At 65.0% G+C, this 18340-nt stretch carries 19 protein-coding genes; 7 read left to right on the forward strand and 12 right to left on the reverse strand.

Annotation, left to right across the window (positions count from 1 at the left end; genetic code table 11):
• Window positions 1-2: 2 nt before the first annotated feature.
• The 12 genes from AB7535_RS07710 to AB7535_RS07765 form a co-directional block, all read right to left on the reverse strand.
• Window positions 3-977 (reverse strand): tripartite tricarboxylate transporter substrate-binding protein, encoded by a 975-nt coding sequence (locus AB7535_RS07710; protein ID WP_439037258.1) that lies wholly within the window; start codon window positions 975-977, stop codon window positions 3-5.
• Between the two features lie 26 nt (window positions 978-1003).
• Entirely contained in the window at window positions 1004-1717 is a 714-nt protein-coding gene (locus AB7535_RS07715) for a GntR family transcriptional regulator (RefSeq protein ID WP_085403183.1), read from the reverse strand.
• A 23-nt stretch (window positions 1718-1740) separates the two neighbouring features.
• Window positions 1741-2481, reverse strand: coding sequence for an SDR family oxidoreductase (locus AB7535_RS07720; protein WP_085403184.1), 741 nt, complete (start codon window positions 2479-2481; stop codon window positions 1741-1743).
• Window positions 2482-2500: 19 nt separating this feature from the next.
• Entirely contained in the window at window positions 2501-3271 is a 771-nt protein-coding gene (locus tag AB7535_RS07725) for an SDR family oxidoreductase (protein ID WP_085403185.1), read from the reverse strand.
• Window positions 3272-3286: 15 nt separating this feature from the next.
• Entirely contained in the window at window positions 3287-3667 is a 381-nt protein-coding gene (locus tag AB7535_RS07730) for a carboxymuconolactone decarboxylase family protein (RefSeq protein ID WP_014496467.1), read from the reverse strand.
• A gap of 53 nt (window positions 3668-3720) precedes the next feature.
• The gene (locus tag AB7535_RS07735; RefSeq protein WP_439037259.1) at window positions 3721-4956 is read right to left on the reverse strand and encodes an ABC transporter substrate-binding protein; all 1236 of its coding nucleotides are present in this window, start codon (window positions 4954-4956) and stop codon (window positions 3721-3723) included.
• A gap of 33 nt (window positions 4957-4989) precedes the next feature.
• Window positions 4990-6240 (reverse strand): ABC transporter substrate-binding protein, encoded by a 1251-nt coding sequence (locus AB7535_RS07740; RefSeq protein ID WP_085403187.1) that lies wholly within the window; start codon window positions 6238-6240, stop codon window positions 4990-4992.
• Window positions 6241-6273: 33 nt separating this feature from the next.
• Window positions 6274-6981, reverse strand: a complete 708-nt coding sequence (locus AB7535_RS07745; protein WP_085403188.1) for an ABC transporter ATP-binding protein — start codon at window positions 6979-6981, stop codon at window positions 6274-6276.
• On the reverse strand, window positions 6968-8740 hold the full coding sequence (locus AB7535_RS07750; protein WP_201266221.1) for a branched-chain amino acid ABC transporter ATP-binding protein/permease: 1773 nt from the start codon (window positions 8738-8740) through the stop codon (window positions 6968-6970). Before AB7535_RS07750 ends, AB7535_RS07745 begins: the two co-directional genes overlap by 14 nt.
• Before the next feature lie 2 nt (window positions 8741-8742).
• Window positions 8743-9678, reverse strand: coding sequence for a branched-chain amino acid ABC transporter permease (locus AB7535_RS07755; RefSeq protein ID WP_028147199.1), 936 nt, complete (start codon window positions 9676-9678; stop codon window positions 8743-8745).
• Between the two features lie 112 nt (window positions 9679-9790).
• Complete coding sequence (locus AB7535_RS07760; RefSeq protein ID WP_085403190.1) at window positions 9791-11185, reverse strand: MmgE/PrpD family protein; 1395 nt, start codon at window positions 11183-11185, stop codon at window positions 9791-9793.
• A gap of 30 nt (window positions 11186-11215) precedes the next feature.
• Window positions 11216-12109: an NAD(P)-dependent oxidoreductase gene (locus tag AB7535_RS07765; RefSeq protein ID WP_085403191.1), complete on the reverse strand. Its 894-nt coding sequence runs from the start codon at window positions 12107-12109 to the stop codon at window positions 11216-11218.
• Window positions 12110-12360: 251 nt separating this feature from the next.
• On the opposite strand from AB7535_RS07765, the gene AB7535_RS07770 reads away from it, so the two are divergent.
• The 7 genes from AB7535_RS07770 (at window position 12361) to AB7535_RS07800 (ending at window position 18336) form a co-directional block, all read left to right on the forward strand.
• Window positions 12361-13713, forward strand: coding sequence for an MmgE/PrpD family protein (locus AB7535_RS07770; protein ID WP_245344194.1), 1353 nt, complete (start codon window positions 12361-12363; stop codon window positions 13711-13713).
• A gap of 28 nt (window positions 13714-13741) precedes the next feature.
• A complete protein-coding gene (locus AB7535_RS07775) occupies window positions 13742-14128 on the forward strand; it encodes a carboxymuconolactone decarboxylase family protein (protein ID WP_027575101.1) in 387 nt (128 codons plus the stop codon).
• 21 nt (window positions 14129-14149) lie between these two features.
• A complete protein-coding gene (locus AB7535_RS07780) occupies window positions 14150-14983 on the forward strand; it encodes an N-acyl homoserine lactonase family protein (RefSeq protein ID WP_085403193.1) in 834 nt (277 codons plus the stop codon).
• 69 nt (window positions 14984-15052) lie between these two features.
• Window positions 15053-15781, forward strand: coding sequence for a GntR family transcriptional regulator (locus AB7535_RS07785; protein ID WP_439037260.1), 729 nt, complete (start codon window positions 15053-15055; stop codon window positions 15779-15781).
• Between the two features lie 52 nt (window positions 15782-15833).
• On the forward strand, window positions 15834-16793 hold the full coding sequence (locus tag AB7535_RS07790; protein WP_085403194.1) for an ABC transporter substrate-binding protein: 960 nt from the start codon (window positions 15834-15836) through the stop codon (window positions 16791-16793).
• 2 nt (window positions 16794-16795) lie between these two features.
• On the forward strand, window positions 16796-17551 hold the full coding sequence (locus tag AB7535_RS07795; protein WP_085403195.1) for an ABC transporter permease: 756 nt from the start codon (window positions 16796-16798) through the stop codon (window positions 17549-17551).
• The gene (locus AB7535_RS07800) at window positions 17530-18336 is read left to right on the forward strand and encodes an ABC transporter ATP-binding protein (RefSeq protein WP_041956016.1); all 807 of its coding nucleotides are present in this window, start codon (window positions 17530-17532) and stop codon (window positions 18334-18336) included. The genes AB7535_RS07795 and AB7535_RS07800 overlap by 22 nt, the downstream gene beginning before the upstream one ends.
• The last annotated feature ends 4 nt before the right edge of the window (window positions 18337-18340 follow it).

Below are 18340 nucleotides of genomic sequence, written 5' to 3' on the forward strand. Positions count from 1 at the left end.
GCCTACTGCGGCTCGATTCCGGCTGCCTTGATGATCCGCCCCCATTTGGCGATCTCCGCCTTCAGGAAGGCTTCGAGCGCAGCCGGCGTCGCGCGCTCGGCTTCAACCGGAGCCATGCTGAGCTCGGCAAAGCGGCTGATCAACGCAGGGTCCTTGAGCGCCGTCTGGAGTGCGCCGACGAGCTGGTCGACCACGGGCTTCGGCGTGCCGCGCGGCGCGTAGAGGCCATACCAGGTCGTCACATCGAATTCGGGAACGCCGGCCTCGGCCGAGGTCGGCACGCCAGGCAGTGTCGCGACGCGCGTCTTGCTGGTGATCGCGTAGCCCTTGATCGTGTTCGACTGGATATAGGGCGTCGGTCCCGTCGCGGGATCGCAATAGACGTCGATATGGCCGGCTATGACATCGTTCAGCGCGGGCCCGCCGCCCTTGTAGTAGATCTGCGAGAGTTTCGTATCGGTGGTGCTCATGAACATCAGGCCGCAGAGCTGCGAGGCTGAGCCGAGACCGACATTGCCGAAAGTCATCTTGTCGCCCTCGCTGCGGATGCGGGCGATCATCTCGCCGAGATCCTTGGCCGGGAAATTCGGCCGGGCCACCAGGATCATCGGGACATCAGTGACGAGCCCGATCATGGCGAAGTCGCCGACGGGATCGAACGGCAGCTTGGCATAGAGCGCGGGCGCGGTGGCCTGGCCGACATGCATCAGGAGCAGCGTGTAGCCATCAGGCGCGGCCTTGGCGACGCGGTCGGTGCCGAGTGTGCCGCCGGCACCGACGACATTCTCGATGACGATGGACTGCTTCAGCGTCGCGCTCATGGCGTTGCCGAGAATTCGCGCGATGACGTCGCCGGGGCCGCCGGCGGAGAACGGCACGATCATCGTGACCGGGCGGGTGGGGTAGTCGTCTGCGATTGCCGCGCCACAGGGCAAGAGCAGGAGACACAGGATCAGCGATCGTACCAGAGACAACATCGAACACTCCCTGAATTCTTGTTTTTCTAGTCGTCGGAAGGCGCCGCCTCCTTGGCGGCGTTTCGTTCAATCATGTCGAGCGCGGCCACCGCAGCCGCATTGATGTGATCGACGCAGCAGCGCTCGGCGAGATCCGGATCGCCGTTCTGGATCGCACGCCAGATCGCGGTGACCTCGCGCAGGCTCTTGTTGATCCGTTTCGGCTGCGACATCGACGTGATCCGCAACAGTTGGATCCGGTCGTGCAGCGGCTTGAGCATGCGCTCGATGAAGGCGTTGCGGCAGCCGCCGATCAGCGCGGCGTAGAAGTCGGTCTTGGCTTCGAGGCTCCCGACGAGGTCCTGCTTGGCTGCGGCCGCCTTCAGCCGGGCCAGGGCTTCCCCGATCCGTCGAGCCACTTCCGGATCGTGGAGTCTGGCGCATTCGCGGCCGGCGAAACCTTCGAGCACCGCGCGGGCCGCGTAGAGCTGCCGGGCTTCTTCGAGGCTGATCGTGGAGACCACGGGGCCGCGGTGGGGGACGATGTTGACGAGGCCGTCGGCTTCGAGGGCTCGCAGGGCTTCGCGGATCGAAGGCCGGCTGACGCCCATCATCTCGCAGAGCTCGCGCTCGACCAGGCGCTGGCCCGGTTTGAGTGTTCCGGACATGATCGCCTCGCGCAGCTTTTGCGCGACCATCGCCCGGACGGTCGGGACGTCCTCGATGCGGAGTGTCGACTGCAATTCGCTACGTCTTTCCATGTCCGGACCCTGGTTGGGAAAAGTCAGTACCGGTTTACAGGCAGAATCATCATTTCGGCAATTTGAACGTGCGCGGGCTGGTCCAGGGCGAAGACGATCGAACGGGCAATATCGGCAGGCTCGAGCGCCATCCTGAACTGGTCGAAATAGTCCTTTTCCTTCTGCCTGTCGCCGCGGTAGCGGGTCAGGATGATGTTGGTCCGGGTCAGGCCTGGCTGGAGTTCGGTGACCCGGATCGCGGTTTCCGCCAGCTCGCCCCGCAGCGTCTCGGTGAACATGTGGACGCCCGCCTTGCTGGTGCTGTAGGCGGCCATATCGGGGACGATCCGGACCGCGTTGATGGAGCTGATGTTGACGACATGGCCGGCGTTGCGCCTGACCATGTCGGGCAGGATCGCGCGGGTGACGCGCATCAGGCCGATCAGATTGGTCTGGATGATGTTGGACCAGTCGTCGGCGGAGCCGGCATCGAACCGCGTCCGCCCGCCGATATCGTGTCCGGCGTTGTTGATGAGGACGTCGACCGGCTTGAACTGCGCGGGAATGGCGTCCGGCAGGCGATCTACGGCCTGCCCATTGCTAATGTCGAGCTGGATCGGAAACACCGCGTTGCCCGCCGTGGACGCGAGTTCCTCAAGCGCCTTGGCGTCGCGATCGACCAGCACGACGCGGCGGCCGCTTTCCAGCAAGGCCTTGGTGATGGCGCGTCCCATGCCGCCGGCGGCGCCCGTCAGCACGACGCTCTGGCTCGATTGTTCAGTCATCGTAACACTCCCAATGCTTTCATGCGACCGACCAGCCGCCGTCGATCGGCAGGCTGGCGCCGGTGATATCGTTTGCCGCGGGCCCACAGAGAAAGACGACCATGGCGGCGACCGCATTCATTTCGACGAAACGCTGCGTCGGCTGGCGCTCGCCGAGATATTCCTTGGTCACGTCGTCGACCGGACGGCCGCTGTTCGACGCGATCGTTGCGATCTTGTTCAGGATCGCGGGCGTTGGCAGCGTGCCCGGGCACAGCGTGTTGCAGGTGATGCCGCTCCGCGCCGTCTCGATCGCCACCGCACGGGTGATACCGAGGATCGCAGTCTTGGTGGTGACGTAGTCGATGCGATCCTCGACCGCGCGGCTCGAATAGATCGAGCCCATGTTGATGATCCGGCCCCAGCCGCGCTGCTTCATCGCCGGCAGCGCCAGGCGGATCAAATGGAACGGCGCCGACAGGTTGACCGCCAGCGCCTGCTCCCAGCAATCGGGCGGAAATTGCTCGATGGCGGAGAAATGCCTGATCACAGCGTTGTTGACGAGGATGTCGATGGCGCCGCAGCAGTCGAGCAGATCGGCCATCATGGCCTCGATCGCCTCGCGCTGGGCGAGATCGGCGCCGGCCGCGACGACCTCGACGCCGAAGCGGGCGCGGAGGTCATCCGCGGCCTGCTTCGGCGCGACGAGATCATGAAGGACGATGTTGGCGCCCGCGCCGGCAAGGCCTTCCGCGACCGCGAGGCCAAGGCCCGCGGTCGCACCGGTCACGAGTGCCCATTTGCCCTTCATCGTCGTCACGCTCCGTTATTTCTTGTCGAGCTCGGCGAAGACTTCCTTCGCGTTCCGGAACGCATCCACGCCGGCCGGAACGCCGCAATAGATCGCGACCTGCATGAACACCTCGCGGATCTCCTCCTTGGTGGCGCCGTTGGCGAGCGCGCCGCGGACATGGGTTTTCAGCTCGTGTGGGCGGTTGAGCGCGCAGAGCATCGCCAGATTGAGGAAGCTGCGCGTCTTGCGCGTGAGGCCGTCGCGGCCCCAGACGTAGCCCCAGCAATACTCCGTGGTGAGGTCCTGCATCGGACGGTTGAACTCGTCCGCGGATGCGATCGCCTTGTCCACGAACTCGTTGCCGAGCACGCTCTTGCGGATTTCGAGCCCGCGGTCGTAAGTCGCCTTGTCCATGTTGTTCTCCGTTTCTCTTTCGGGCGTTGTCAGTTCTCAGGTCAGTTCTCAGTTCAGTTTTTGGGCCAGAACGGCTGCGCCAGCGCGAGCTGGGGCGGGAACACCGTCACCGGCACGCCGGACTGCCACTGCACGATGGTCATGCCGGCGCCGACGCGGCGGCCCTTCTCGTCGAACTTGATCTCGCCCAGCGGATAGTATTTCGAGGGGCCGGCATCCATGGTGCGCAGCGCCTCGCCGACGGCAACGCGGTCGGCCTTGCCGGCCTTCTCGAGCGCGTCCTTGATCACCCACATGTCGCCATAGGTGGAGATCGCGTTCTGCGTCATCCACGGCTCCTTGTAGCGGGTCTTCAACTCGGCGATCAGCGCTTCGTGGCCCTTGGCGCCCCAGCTTGCGACGCAGGTCAGCACGCCCTGGAGCAGTTCGGGGCTGACGGTTTGCAGCATGTCCGGCTCGGCGATCGCGATGCCAAACGAGATCGTCGGCACCTTGCCCTGGCCAAGGCCGAACTCGTTCATCTTCTCGAGCAGCAGCTTCGCGTCCGAGATCACCGTCGGCAGGAAGAAGAGCAGATCGGGTTTCGCCGAGCGGATCTTCTGCACCAGCGAGGTCGCATCCGCCAGCGGCGGCGTGAACGTCTCGTCCACGATCAGCTGCAACTGATTCTCCGCCAGCAGGCCCTCGCGCATCGTCTTTGCGGAGGCGATCGAGGCCCCCGTGTTGTCGGTCAGGATCGCGACAGTCTTCGGCCGCTTGCCGGAGGCCGTCTCCGCCAGCTTGATGATCTGGGGCAACGCTTGCCGTGCCTGCGAACCTGCAGTGGCCGCGGTCTGGAACACGTATTTGAAGCCGCGATCGGTGATCAGGTCGGAATAGGAGAGGGTGAGGACGGGCAGGCTGGCGCGCTCGGTGACTTCGGTCACCGCGAGCGTGAACGAGGACAGATAGGCGCCGCTGGCCGCGACCAGATCGGTCTCCTGGGCGACCATGCGCTGGGCGGCGTTCTTGGCCTTCTCCGTGGTGTCGCCGGAATCGAGCACGACCAGCTTCAGCTTGGCGCCGCCGAGCGCCTTGATGCCGCCTTGCGCGTTGATGTGGTCGACCGCCATCTCGGCGCCCTCACGCATCACCGTTCCCGGGCGGGCGTAGAGACCGGAGATCGGCACCAGCAGGCCGACCTTCACCTCTGAAGGTTGCTGCGCCCAGGCGCGAGATGCGATCAGCGTGCCGGACGCGCCGGCCAATAGCGCTCGCCGCGAGATCGTGAACTTGCTTCTTGCAGTCATGACAATTCTCCTCCCTGAAAAATTGCGCGGCGCTTAGGATTTCTTCGGCCAGAACGGCTCTGCTTGCGCGAGATCGGGCGGATAGACGGTGACAGGCACGCCCGATTGCCATTGCACGATGACGACGCCGGCGCCGACGCGGCGGCCCTTCTCGTCGAATTTGAGCTGGCCGCCCGGATAGTATTTCGACGGGCCGGCATCCATGGTGCGGAACGCCTGCGCGACCGAGTTGCGGTCGGCCTTGCCGGCCTTCTCCAGCGCTTCCTTCATCAGCCACATGTCGCCGTAGGTCGAGATGACGTTCTGCGTCATCCAGGGCTCCTTGTATTTGGCCTTGAGCTCGGCGATCAGCGCTTCGTGGCCCTTCGAGCCCCAGTTGGCGACGATGGTCATGATGCCCTGCACGGTCTCCGGGCTCACGCTCTGGAGCATGTCGGGTTCGGCGATGGTGATGCTGAAGGACACCGTCGGGATCTTGCCTTGGCCGAGGCCGAACTCGCTGATCTTCTCCAGCCCGAGCTTGGCGTCCGACACTGCATTCGGCATGAACAGCAGCAGGTCTGGCTTGGCCGAGCGGACCTTCTGGATCAGCGGGGTGGCATCCGACAGCGGCGGGGTCCAGACTTCCTCGACGACAAGCTGGAGGCCTTCCTGTGCGAGCAGCTTTTCCTTGAGTGCCTTGGCGGTGGCGACGGATGTCGCGGTGTTGTCCATCAGCATCGCCACGGTCTTGGGCTTCTTGCCCGACGCGTTCTCGGCGAGCTTCATCAGCGTCGGCAGGCCCAGCTCGGACTGACGGCTCGCGGTCGCGGCGGTCTGGAAGATGTATTTGAAGCCGCGGTCGGTCAGCAGGTCCGAATAGGACAGTGTCAGCACCGGAAGTTCGGCGCGCTCGGTCACCTCGGTGACGGCGAGGGTGAAGGACGAGAGATAAGAGCCGGTGGCGGCGACCAGATCGGGCTCCTGTGCCACCATGCGCTGCGCCGCGTTCTTGGCCTTCTCGGTGGTGTCGCCGCAGTCGATCACCACCAGCTTCAGCTTGGCGCCGCCGAGCGCCTTGATGCCGCCCTGCGCGTTGATGTGCTCGATGCCCATCTCGGCGCCCATTTTCATCACCTGGCCGGGGCGGGTGTAGATGCCCGACAGCGGGACGATCAGTCCGACCTTGACCTCGGCCGGCGCCTGCGCACGTGCCACGCCGGCGAGGCCGACGGCGGCGGCGCCCGACAGCACGGTCCGGCGCGTCAGTCCTTTTGATATGCTGCCCTTCGATGTCTTGTTCACCTTGTTGTCTCCCTGCTCTTTGTTTTTTGTTCGTCACATGCCGAGATAGGCTTTGCGCACGCGATCATCGGCGCGCAGCGTGTCGTTGTTGCCTTCGAGCACGACGTGTCCGGCTTCGAGGACGTAGCCGTGGTCGGCGGACTCCAGTGCTTCCGCCACGCGCTGCTCGACCAGCAGCATGGTCAGCCCGGACTGACGCCGGATATCGATCAGCCGCTCGAAGATGAAGTCCGCGGTCGACGGTGCGAGCCCCATCGAGGGCTCGTCCAGCATCAACAGCTTCGGCGAGGAGGCGAGGCCGCGGCCGATCGCTAGCATCTGCTGCTGGCCGCCGGACATCGTGCCAGCGAACTGGTTGCGGCGTTCCTTCAGCACCGGCAGCCATTCGAAGATGCGCTCGATGTTGGTTTGCCAGTCGCGCCGGCCGCTTTCGGTCATTGCACCCATTTCGAGGTTCTCCATCACCGTCAGCGACGGGAACACCTGGCGGCCCTCGGGGACATGGGCGATGCCGAGATGGGCGCGCTGCGGCGGCGGCACCGCGAGGAGATCGACGCCGTCGAACGTAATTCTCCCGCCGCTCGGCTTCACGATGCCGGAGATTGTCTTGAATAGCGTCGTCTTGCCGGCGCCGTTGGGCCCGACGATCGCGACGAACTGGCCCGCGCCGACATTGATCGACACGTCGTTCAGGACGGGCTTGGCCGAATAGCCCGCGCTTAATCCCTCAATTCGCAGCATGGCCCGCCCACTTCTTGCCGAGATAGGCCTCGATCACCCGGTTGTCGCGCGTCACCACTTCGGGCAGGCCCTCGGTGATGACGGCGCCATGGTCGAGCACGAGGAATCTGTCCACCAGGCGGACCATCGCCTGCATGGTGTGCTCGATGATGGCGATGGTCATGCCGTCGCGTGCGAGCTGCTGGATCACGGCGACGACCTCGTCCGCTTCGCCGTGGCCGAGGCCCGCAAGCGTTTCGTCGAGCAGCAGAATGCGCGGCTGGCCGGCGATCGCGCGGGCGAGCTCCATCAGCCGCAGCTCCTTGGTCGAGAGTTCGCCGGCGACATGGTTGGCTACGGCGGAGAGCCCGACGCGGGCGACTGCGTCGGCGGCAAGCTTGCGTGCCTCCGCATCGGAGCGGGCGCGCACATAGGCCCCCACCACGACATTGTCGAGGATCGACATGCGCAGGAATGGCCGCATCACCTGGAAGGTGCGGCCGATGCCGGCCTCGCAGATCACGTGCGGCCGTTGGCCGGACATGTTGCGGCCGTCGATCAGCACCTCGCCCTCGCTCGGCTTCAGAAAACCGTTGAGGAGGTTGAACAGCGTGGTCTTGCCGGCGCCGTTCGGGCCGATGATGCCGAGGATCTCGTTCTTGTGCAGCTTGAAACTGACGTCCTGAACGGCTTTGAGTCCGCCGAAGGAGCGCGAGAGATTGCGAACCTCGAGCATCACCTCGCCGGTGGCCGCACGCTGCCGCGCGGCGGGCTTCAGCGCCGTGACGTTGGCGACGGCCGTTTCCGGAGTGTCGCTCGCCGTGGCCTTGGATGCATTTCGCTTGCGCAGGAGATCGCGCAGTTTCCAGAACAGGCCTTCCGGCGCGAGCAGGATGACGCAGACGATAGCAAGGCCGAAGATGACGCCCTGAATGCCGGGGATCCGTGCACCGGCCTCTGCGTGCAGGATCTCGGCGAGTGGGATCAGGATCACGGAGCCGATGACCGGCCCCCAGACCGTGCCGACGCCGCCGAACATCGCGACCGTGAGCGCCTGCGCCGACACCAGCATGCCGAACACCGATTGCGGGGTTACGACCAGCAGCACCTGCACATAGAATCCGCCGATGGCGGCGGCGATCGCGCCGCTCAACGTGATCGCGCGCAGCTTCCAAGCCAGCGTGTTGATTCCGGCCGCTTCTGCCGCAGCCTCGTTCTGCTTGATCGCGAGCAGCGCCATGCCGAAGCGGGATCGCTCGATCACCTGCGTCAGCACGATGGTGGCAAGCATGATGGCCAGCCCCAGCAGCGTGTAGATGTGGGGATCAGAGAACTGCATATAGGCGATCGGCGCGTCGCGCTTGATCGGAAGCGTCACCTCCTGGAAGCCGAGCCACTCGAACACGTAGAGAATCGCGAGCGGGTAGGCGAGCATCGCGAGCGCAAAGTAGTGGCCCTGGAGGCGGAAGGTCGGAAATCCGATCAGAAGCCCGGCAATGCCGCCGAGCATGGCGGCGACCGGGATTAGCAGCCAGGGGGAGATATCAAAATAGATCTGCCCGAGCGCGGTCGCATAGGCGCCGATGCCGAAGAAGGCTGCGTGGCCGAACGAGATCAGCCCGGTGTAGCCGCTGAGCAGATTCCAGGACAGGCCGAACACCGCCCACACCGGCACCAGCGTCAGGATGAGCTGGTAGTAGGAGTTGGTGACGCCGAGTGAGATCCCGGCGTAAGCGAGCGTGAAGAGCAGGGGAGGCAGCAGTGAACGCATCCGGAGCATGGTCACGTCCTCTCGACCATGCGCCCGAAGAAACCTTGCGGACGGAAGAAGATGATGAGGAGGAAGACGGCGAAGATCGCGGCATTCTGCAACTGCGTCGGCAGGATCAGCGTCGACATCTGCTGCACGAGGCCGATCGTCATGCCGCCCCAGAAGGCACCGATGATGCTGCCCATGCCGCCGAGCACGACGCCGGCATACATGACGATCACGTATTCGAGGCCGACGAAGGGGTGGAACGGATAGTTGGTCGCGAGCAGGCCGCCGGCAATCGCGGTGATGCCGCAGCCGAGCGCGAAAGCGGTGCGGTGCGCACGGTCGACGTCGATGCCCATATAGGTCGCGGCGGTCGGATTGTCGGCGGCGGCGCGGAGCGACTTGCCGATCCGGGTCCGTGTGATCAACAGCGAGAGCAGAATCATGATCGCGAGCGAAACGATCGCGTCAATGCTGCGCGCCTTGTTGAGGAAGATGCTGATGTCGAAGAAGGGAACGAACTCCCAGGCCGAGCTCGACAGCGGCGTGCGGATCGAGGCCAGCACCGATCCGAAAACGATGAGGCCGCCATTCTGCAGGATCAGCGCGATGCCGAGCGTGAGGATGAGCTGGGCGTAATGGCCTTCGCCTTCAAGCGAGGCGGTGCGCGTGCCCGAGACGCGCGAGATCAGGGCCAGATGGACGAAATAGCCGAACACGGCGAGCACGGGACCAGCCAGCAGGATGGCGACGAACGGCCCCACTGTGTTGCCGAACAGCGCCTGGATGCCGGCGGCGGTGAAGAGATAGAAGGCGGCATACATGCCGAGCATCATGAAATCGCCATGGGCGAAGTTGATGACGCGCATGACGCCGAAGATCAGGCCGAGCCCGACGCACATCAGGCCATAGACGGCGCCGATCAAAAGGCCCGCAGCGAGCGCTTGAAAGAAGCCTTCCATCAGCCCCGCCTCCGCGCGGCGCGAGCGCCGGCTTGCTGGCGATTGTGCGTCGTCGGCACTGCTAGGCTGGTCTCCCGGTCGACCATGTTTCCCCCGTATTGTTTGGCATTTCTTATGATGCCGATCGTAAAACTCGTTCTGGCGCATCCAGACGACACTGCGCTGCGATGTCGCCGGCATTGCCGAGCTGCTCGCAGCCGTCGATGAGTTGCTCGAGCCGGTGCGCGCGGTCCTCGCCGAGGGCGCGAATGGCGGCGGCGCGGAAGCGCGCACGAATCTCTGAAGGCGTTGCGGCGATGACGTCGGGCAAAGCGTGCCGGATGGTCCGGCCGCTGCGCAGATGCACGGTCACCTCCGCGCCCTGCTTGCCGGGGAAGGCGGCGGTGAAGCCTGGATCTGCCCCGAGATCGGTGACCGCGACCAGGCGAATGATGTCGGCATCATCGAGTTCGGAATAGTTCTCTTCCTCGATCTCGCCCCGCGCCAGCGTGGCGGCGACGCTGAAGGGAATGCTCATCTTGGCCTGGAGCGCGTTGCGATAGGGCCCCATGGAGTCGCAGCCGGGATAGCGAACGGCGGCATCGGGTGCGCGAATGATGACGCGGTCGATCTCCTCAGTGCTGGCGAGCTCGTGCGAGACGCGAAGCGCTGCTTGGGCCGCGGTCTGCGCGAAATTGCAGGCCGGGACCGGCTTGTTGTAGACGGCCATGATCTCGCTCTCGCCATCGGGGAAGAGCGTGATGCTGTCGGGCGCGGCCTGGCGGCGATAGGCGGCGAACAGGCCGGCTTCACCCTCTAATATGGTTTCCGAGCCGAAAGCGCCGGCTGCCGCAAGACCGATCGCCTTGATCGCGTTGCTGGCCGCAAAGCCGGGATGAAAATACATGTCGGAGCCGCCGGCATGCGGCCACTCGTTCAGCCCGCTGGACGTATTGGCCGCGATCGCGACGGCGCTGGTTGCCTGGTCCTCGGACAGACCGAGCGCAAAGCTTCCAGCCAGCGCCGCGCCTGGCGGCGCCACGAGCCCCGTCGGGCGATAGAGCCGTGCGAGGTCGGAGGTCAGGAGCGCGCGGCCGATCCGCGCGCCGGTCTCATAGCCGATGATGGCGGCCGAGAGCAGCCTGGCTCCGTGCAGCGGCGTCTGTTCCGACAGCGCGAGCAGCGTCGGCCAGATCACGACGCCGTGGTGCGCGATGCTGGCCGCATGCATGTCCTCGCGGACGAGGCCGTGCCCCATCACAGCATTGGCAAAGGCGGCATCGGCCGACGAGGAGAGTTGTGACGTCCCGATGATCGTTGCAGTGCCGCCGGCTTGTGCGATCGCGACCGCCTGACGGCTCCAGGGATGCTGGCCCGCCTCGAAGGCGCAGGACAAAAAGTCCAGCAGAGAGAGCTTTGCCTTCGCGACGACCTCCGGCCCGAAATCGCCGAGATCGAGCGCAAGCACGCTCCGCGCCATCTGGCGCGTGAGCGAGACCTTGCCTGATCCGGTCGGGCCGATCGTCATCGCAATCGCTCTCCCTGAAGGCTTGCGTGATCAGCCGCGCATCTCGACCCCGGCCCATTCCTCGAGCACCTTGGCGATCGAGGTGAAGTCGGACGACGCGCCATACTTGGCGTTGGTGATCGCGAGCATCTGCCGCACCACTGCGCCGCAGACCATCGGCACGCCCATGGCCTCGGCCTCGTCGACGCAGAGCCGGACGTCCTTGTAGGAGAGGCCGGTGGCGAAGCCGAAATCGAAGGTGCCGGGCAGCACCGCGCGGGGGAATTTGTCTTCGGACGCGCTGTTGCGGCCGCTGCTGGCGTTGATGATGTCGATCAGCACCTTGGCATTGACGCCACCCTTGACGCCCATCGCGACCGCTTCGGACGTGATCACCAGCGCCGCGGCCGCCATCAGATTGTTGGCGAGCTTGGCCGTCTGTGCCACGCCGGGCTTGTCGCCGGTGTAGAACAGCTTGCCGAAATTCTTCAGGATCGGCTGCACGGTCTCGTAGGTCGCCTGCGGGCAGGACACCATCACGGCCAGCGTGCCGTTGACGGCGCCCTTGATGCCGCCGCTCACGGGCGCATCGACCAGCGTCATTCCTTTGGCCTTCAGGCCTTCCGCAACGATCTTCGCGGCGCCGGGACCCGAGGTCGAGAGATCGATGACAATCTTGGCGCGGCTGCCGCTGCTGATGCCGTCCTGTCCGAGCGTGACCGCCTTGACGATGTCGGGCGTCGGCAGGCTGGCGAGCACGATGTCGGCGCGCGAGGCGACATCGGCCGGCGACTTGCCGAGCTGGGCGCCGCGCTTGACCAGCGGCTGCGTTGCTTCAGCCTGCGTGTCATAGATGACGAGCGAATAGCCCGCGTCGATCAATCGCCCCGCCATGGGGCCGCCCATGCGGCCCGTACCGATTACGCCGAGAATCTCTCCCGCCATCGTCTACTCCCTGTCGCGCGATCCCGTGACGGGCGCGCCTTCTTGATCTCGTTGGTCAAACGCTTTCGCCGGCCGGCCTTCTCGGCCGCCGTCGTCGTGGCAGCGGGATCCCGCGCCAACGGGCCGGATTGTTATGATTGTCAGACAAGCTGTCAAGCATAACATTTGGGGTCGACAGTTTGCCGCGGATCGTCATATGGTCCGGGAAAACGAGGAAGACGCCCCGCGTGCCGCAAGCTTCAATTCCGAGTGTGAGCAAGACGCTCGCCGATTTCGTCGCGTCCTCGTCGTGGGCGGACGTGGAGGCGCAGAGCCCTGAGGCGAAGCGATCGATCCTCAATTTCTTTGCGACCGCGCTCGGCTCCGCACGCGATCCGGTGGTCACGGCCGCGATGCGCACGCTGTCGCCGTTCAGCGGCGCCGCGACATCGACAATCATCGGCCATTCGGAGTCCATGGACGCGCTGTGCGCGTCGTTTCTCAATGCCATCTCGGCGAATCTGCTCGACTTCGACGACACGCACCCTGAAACGATCATCCATCCGGCCGCGCCGGTCGCCGCGCCGATATTGGCGCTGGCAGAGACGCGCAAGCTGACGGGGCGCGCGGTGCTGACCGCGTTCATCCTTGGCGTGGATGTGGAGTGCCGCATCGGCAACGCAGTCTCGCCGCGCCATTACGCCCGTGGCTGGCACATCACTTCGACCTGCGGGATTTTCGGCGCTGCGACGGCGTGCGCGAAGCTGTTGGGGCTGCCAGCGGAAGGGATTACGAACGCGATCGGACTTGCGGCGAGCCAGTCGGCCGGCAATGTCGAGAATCTGCCAAGCGCCGCCAAGAATGTCAGCGTCGGCAATGCCGCACGTAACGGGTTGTTCGCCGCGCTGCTCGCGCAGCAGGGCTATGAGGCTGCGCCCCGCGCCATCGAAGGTCCGCTCGGCTGGGCGCGTACCATGGGGGATGAGCCGGATCTCGCCCGCATGCTCGATGGCCTCGGCAAGACCTGGGAGATCGCGAAGAACACCTACAAGCCCTATCCCGCCGGCATCGTGTTCCATTCGGTCATCGACGCCTGCCTGCTGTTGCGCGAACGGATTGGCCGGCGCGTTGACCAGGTCGAGTCGGTGACAGTGCAGGGCTCGGCACTGCTGCTCGCGCGCGGTGATCGCCCCGTGAACAACGAGCGCGATGCGCGCGTCAGCATCCATCATTGCGCGGCTTGCGGACTGTTGCTCGGCGCGGCCGGTGTGGCCGAGTTCGCGCAGGAGACCGTGGTCCGGCCCGATATCGCGCGACTGCGGCAGAAGGTGAGGGCGGAGCTTGATGCGCAGATGCCCGATGGCGCTGCGCGCGTCACCTTGCGCCTGTCGTCTGGTGAAATTCTTACAGAGACCGTGACTTCGCCGCGCGGCAGCCAGGCTGCGCCGCTTTCAGACCGCGAGATCGAAGAGAAGCTGCGCGAAGGCGTGCGGACCGGTCGAAGTGACTGGGACGCGGACCGAGTTATCGATGCAGTCTGGCGGCTTGATGCGGCGGACGACGTCGCCACGCTGCTGCAGTCACTGCGGCCACCATCGGCGTCGCGCCAAACAATTTCCAACTAGAATCTCTCAAGACCGGAAAGGGACGATCATGAGCAAGACCGAACTGTTCGAAAAGGGCCTCAAAGTTCGTAAAGAGGTGCTCGGCGAGGACTACGTCAACAAGTCGATCGCCGGTGCCGACGAGTTCACGCGCACGATGGCGGAGTGGTCGACCGAGTTCTGCTGGGGCGCGCTGTGGACGCGGCCCGGCGTCGACCGCCGCACGCGCTCGATCGTCAATCTGGCGATGCTGGGCGCGCTGAACCGCCCCCACGAACTGAAGCTGCACGTCAAGGGCGCCCTGAAGAACGGGCTGACCAAGGAGGAGATCAAGGAGATCCTGCTCCAGGTCGCGGTCTATTGCGGCGTGCCCGCCGGCATCGACGCCTTCCGCAACGCGCGCGAGGCCTTCAACGAGGTCGATGCGGGGTCCTGAGCCCGTTTGATGGAAGCTCTCATGGCTGACCCGGAATACGAGCTCTTCGCCATCCGCTATGCAACGCGGGATGCCCAGCGGAGCGAGCACTTCATCGGCGGCGATCCGCATGACGGGCCGATGCCGATGGACTATTTCATGTGGCTGGCGAGGGGAGGCGGTCGCACCTTCGTCATCGACACCGGGTTCAACGCCGAAATCGCAAGGCAGCGCAGGCGAACATTCCTGCGCTGCCCGGTGGAGACGCTTGCCGCGTTCGATGTCGACGTGGCCGACGTCAAGGATGTGATCCTCACGCATCTGCACTACGATCACGCCGGCAATTTCGACCGGTTTCCGAACGCGCGGTTTCATCTTCAGGAGCGCGAGCTCGCATACGCCACCGGGCGCTATATGCAGTATCCGAGGCTGTCGCATTCCTTCGAGGTCGAGGACGTCTGCGGGATCGTGCGGCTGAACTATGCGCGCCGGGTGCTGTTCTACGACGGCGACGCCGAGATCGCGCCCGGACTGACGGTCCACGCGGCCGGCGGGCATTCCGCCGGTCTTCAGTTCGTCCGCGTCAACACGCGCCGCGGCCCGGTCGTGCTCGCCTCCGACGTCAGTCATTTCTACGAGAACATGACGAGCGAGCGTCCGTTCACGACGGCCTTTCATGTCGGTGACATGCTGGTGGGCTTCGACAAGCTGCGAGCCGCAGCGCCGGACACGGACCACATCGTTCCCGGCCACGATCCGCTCGTCATGAAGCTCTACCCGGCGCCAAGCCCGGATCTGAGTGGCGTAGCTGTTCGTCTCGACGTCGCGCCGTCCAGGGCCGCGCATTCCCAGGACGTTGGGCAAGGCGTAGCGTAACCTAAGCTAGAAAAAATCGATTTTCGATTTTCTGTTGACCGGCGGCCGCCGCCTTGCAATCATCCGACCATGGGTCCGCTTCAGTTCCAGTTGTCCGGAAGCCCCGGGGATGGTCCGCGCAGCCTGACGTCGGCGCTGCACGAACGTCTGCGCGCCGATATCCTGGCGACGCGGCTGCCGCCGGGCCAGAAGCTGCATATCGCGGGGCTCGCCAAACAGTTTTCCGTGAGCCTCGCCGCCGTGCGCGAGGCGCTGTCGCGACTTGTCGCGGATGGGCTCGTGCAGGCGTCGGACCAGCGTGGCTTTCGCGTGAGCCCGGTGTCGCTCGCCGATCTTGCCGACGTGACGCAGACCCGGATCGACATCGAGGTGCTTGCGCTCCGTCGCTCGATCGAGCGGGGCGATGAGGCCTGGCTCGCATCGGTGAAATCCGCCTGGGCGGATTTGAAGGCCGTTCCCCATCGTTATCCCGACGATCCGACCGTGCACTACGAGGAGTGGGTGATCCGTCACCGCATCTTCCATCGTGCGCTGGTCAACGCGTGCGGCTCGCCATGGCTGCTCGGCTTCCGCGACGTGCTGCACGAGCAGAGCGAGCGATATCGCCGCCTCTCGATCCGCCGAGAGGCCGGTGGCAAGCCGCGTAACGTCGAAGCCGAACACAAGGCGATCGTCGCCGCCGTGATCAGGCGCGATGCGGATGCGGCAGTTCGCGCCTTGTCAAAGCACTTCGGCACCACCAAAGAATTCGTCGAGCTCGCCGCCTCTCGCATTGCGGAGGTGAGCCGTACGACCTGACGATCCGGAAAAATCCGGCACACAAAAAACAGAGACCGGGAGGAAGCCAATAATGAAGATCAATCACGCGCTGATGTCGCTGATCGCCGCCGCTATTCTGGTGGGCCCTGCGAGCGCCGCCGACACCATCCGCGTCGGCCTGCCGACGAAAACCTATTGGCCGACCACGATCGCCGAGACGGCGGTGCGGCAGAAACTGTTCGAGAAGGAAGGCATCCAGGCTGAGCTCACGATCTACCGCAGCGGCGCGGAGACGTTCGAGGGCATGGCTGCGGGCGCGGCCGACATCATTCTCGATCCGCCGTCGCTGGTCTCCGCCGGACGCAAGAAGGGCGTCATGTCGCGGATCGTCGCCAATGCCGCGATGGGCAATTTCGGCTGGCAATTGATGGTCCCGACCAAGTCGACGCTCGACGTCAAGGACCTCAACGGCAAGAAGGTGGCGATCACCGCGGCCGGCTCCGGCTCCGACCTGCTCGCGCTGTGGACCATCCAGGACAAGAAGATCGATTTTACGCGCGTTCCCGTCGGCGGCGGCGGCTTGGTGCCGAACCTGCTTGCCGGCAATGTCGAGGCCGCCGTGGTCTATTCGCCACTGAGCTTCCAGATCTCGAAGTCAGGCGAGGCCAAGCCCATCCTCGATTACGCGACCGCGGTCCCGCCGAACCTCACTGCGGGCTGGATCGTGCTCGACAAATTCGCCGAGGCCAAGCCCCAGATGGTGCAGAAGGCGGTGAACGCCCTCTATGGTGCGGTCGCGTTCATGCGCGCCAACCGCGACGTCACCGTCAAGCTGATCGCTGAGCTCTATGAAATGCCGCCGGAGATCGCGGGCCTTGAGTACGACAACACGATCATGAAGCTCGAGACCAGCGGCGACATGGGCGCGGCCGACGTCAATGCGGCCGTGCAGCTCTCGCTCGACCTCGCCAAGCTCGGCGGACTCAAGGACATCGTGCCGGTCGAGGACGTGATCTCGGCCAAGTTCAAGCCCGTCCCGACCAAGCCGTAACGATGCAAAGCACGTTCGTCATCAACCTTGCGCGGATCGCGATCATCATCGCGGTCCTGGCGCTGTGGGAGGTGCTGTCGCGCACCGGCATCGTCAATCCGCGCCTGCTGCCGTCGGCGTCCGACACGTTTGCAACGCTCGGCGATCTGCTGCAGCGCGCGGCCGTGCAGAAGGATCTGATGGTGACCGCGACCGAGGTGCTTGCCGCGTTCGCGCTGGCCGTGCCCTTCGGTGCGGTGATCGGCTTTCTGGTCGCGGAGAACCGTTACTTTGCGGACGTGGCCAAGCCGCTCTTGTTCTTCGCCTTCAGCATCCCGAAGTCGATCTTCCTGCCGATGTTCATCCTGGTGTTCGGCGTCGGCTTTGCCCAGAAGGTGGGATTCGGCTTCTTCTCGACGATCTTCATCGTGATCATGTCGACCACGACGGCGGTGGAATCGGTCAAGGTCGAGCATCTGACGGTGGCGCGCTCCTATGGCGCAACGCCATGGCAGACGGCGTTCCGGGTTTATCTGCCGAGCATGCTGCCGGTCCTGCTGGAGGCGTTGCGGATCTCCATGATCTTCAACCTCACCGGCGTGATTTTGGCCGAAATGTACGCCTCGCGTGATGGCATCGGTCACCAGATCGCGACCTGGGGCGAGAACTTCCAGATGAAGCAGCTCCTCGCCGGCGTCGTGATGGTCGCCGCGATCGCCATGACCTTCAACGAACTTGTCAGATGGGTGGAAACGCGATGCAGCCATTGGCGAACGTGACCCCGTTGAAGCCCGCCGCGCGGGCCGGCGCGATCGAGGTGAAGAATGTCGGCCAGGTCTTCAAGACAAGGTCGCAGGACGTCGTCGCGCTGGAGGACGTCTCGCTCGAGGTCAAGCCTGGCCGCTTCGTCGTGCTGGTCGGCCCGAGCGGCTGCGGCAAGTCGACCCTTCTGATGATGATGGCGGGGCTGCGCCAGCAGACCTCAGGCACGATCACCATCAGCGGCGCGCCGATCCTTCAGCCCGACCCCGACAGGGTCGGCGTGGTGTTCCAGGAGGCGAGCTTGTTCCCGTGGCTGACGGCGGAGGACAATGTCGAGTTTCCGCTGGCGCTGCGGGGCGTGCCCAAGGCCGAGCGCCGTGCCAAGGCCCAGGATGCGCTCAAACTGGTCGGCCTCGACGGCTTCGGCAGGCGCCATCCGCATGAGCTCTCGGGCGGCATGAAGCAGCGTGTCTCGATCGCGCGCGGGCTGGTGCAGGACCCGCCGGTGCTGCTGATGGACGAGCCGTTCGCTGCCCTCGACGAGCAGACGCGCATGACCATGGGCGACGAGCTGCTGCGGATCTGGGCCGCGACCGGAAAGACGGTCGTTTTCGTCACGCACAGCCTCACCGAAGCCGTCTATCTCGCCGACGAGGTGATCGTGATGTCGGCGCGGCCCGGCCGCATCGTCGACCATCTCCAGGTCCAGCTGCCGCGGCCCCGCACCTACGAGATGCTGAGCGGCGACGCCTTCGGTGCGCTGCGCGACCGCATCTGGCGGCACATCCGCAAATCGGCGTGAGGCA

It is taken from the genome of Bradyrhizobium sp. 956_D2_N1_4, assembly GCF_052076025.1.
GTDB classification, from domain to species: domain Bacteria; phylum Pseudomonadota; class Alphaproteobacteria; order Rhizobiales; family Xanthobacteraceae; genus Bradyrhizobium; species Bradyrhizobium barranii.

Coding starts and splice junctions, on each gene's coding strand:
- AB7535_RS07710 (WP_439037258.1), bottom strand. CDS start 977: ATGTTGTCTCTGGTACGATCGCTGATCCTGTGTCTCCTGCTCTTGCCC.
- AB7535_RS07715 (WP_085403183.1), bottom strand. CDS start 1,717: ATGGAAAGACGTAGCGAATTGCAGTCGACACTCCGCATCGAGGACGTC.
- AB7535_RS07720 (WP_085403184.1), bottom strand. CDS start 2,481: ATGACTGAACAATCGAGCCAGAGCGTCGTGCTGACGGGCGCCGCCGGC.
- AB7535_RS07725 (WP_085403185.1), bottom strand. CDS start 3,271: ATGAAGGGCAAATGGGCACTCGTGACCGGTGCGACCGCGGGCCTTGGC.
- AB7535_RS07730 (WP_014496467.1), bottom strand. CDS start 3,667: ATGGACAAGGCGACTTACGACCGCGGGCTCGAAATCCGCAAGAGCGTG.
- AB7535_RS07735 (WP_439037259.1), bottom strand. CDS start 4,956: ATGACTGCAAGAAGCAAGTTCACGATCTCGCGGCGAGCGCTATTGGCC.
- AB7535_RS07745 (WP_085403188.1), bottom strand. CDS start 6,981: ATGCTGCGAATTGAGGGATTAAGCGCGGGCTATTCGGCCAAGCCCGTC.
- AB7535_RS07750 (WP_201266221.1), bottom strand. CDS start 8,740: ATGCTCCGGATGCGTTCACTGCTGCCTCCCCTGCTCTTCACGCTCGCT.
- AB7535_RS07755 (WP_028147199.1), bottom strand. CDS start 9,678: ATGGAAGGCTTCTTTCAAGCGCTCGCTGCGGGCCTTTTGATCGGCGCC.
- AB7535_RS07760 (WP_085403190.1), bottom strand. CDS start 11,185: ATGACGATCGGCCCGACCGGATCAGGCAAGGTCTCGCTCACGCGCCAG.
- AB7535_RS07765 (WP_085403191.1), bottom strand. CDS start 12,109: ATGGCGGGAGAGATTCTCGGCGTAATCGGTACGGGCCGCATGGGCGGC.
- AB7535_RS07775 (WP_027575101.1), top strand. CDS start 13,742: ATGAGCAAGACCGAACTGTTCGAAAAGGGCCTCAAAGTTCGTAAAGAG.
- AB7535_RS07780 (WP_085403193.1), top strand. CDS start 14,150: ATGGCTGACCCGGAATACGAGCTCTTCGCCATCCGCTATGCAACGCGG.
- AB7535_RS07785 (WP_439037260.1), top strand. CDS start 15,053: ATGGGTCCGCTTCAGTTCCAGTTGTCCGGAAGCCCCGGGGATGGTCCG.
- AB7535_RS07790 (WP_085403194.1), top strand. CDS start 15,834: ATGAAGATCAATCACGCGCTGATGTCGCTGATCGCCGCCGCTATTCTG.
- AB7535_RS07795 (WP_085403195.1), top strand. CDS start 16,796: ATGCAAAGCACGTTCGTCATCAACCTTGCGCGGATCGCGATCATCATC.
- AB7535_RS07800 (WP_041956016.1), top strand. CDS start 17,530: ATGCAGCCATTGGCGAACGTGACCCCGTTGAAGCCCGCCGCGCGGGCC.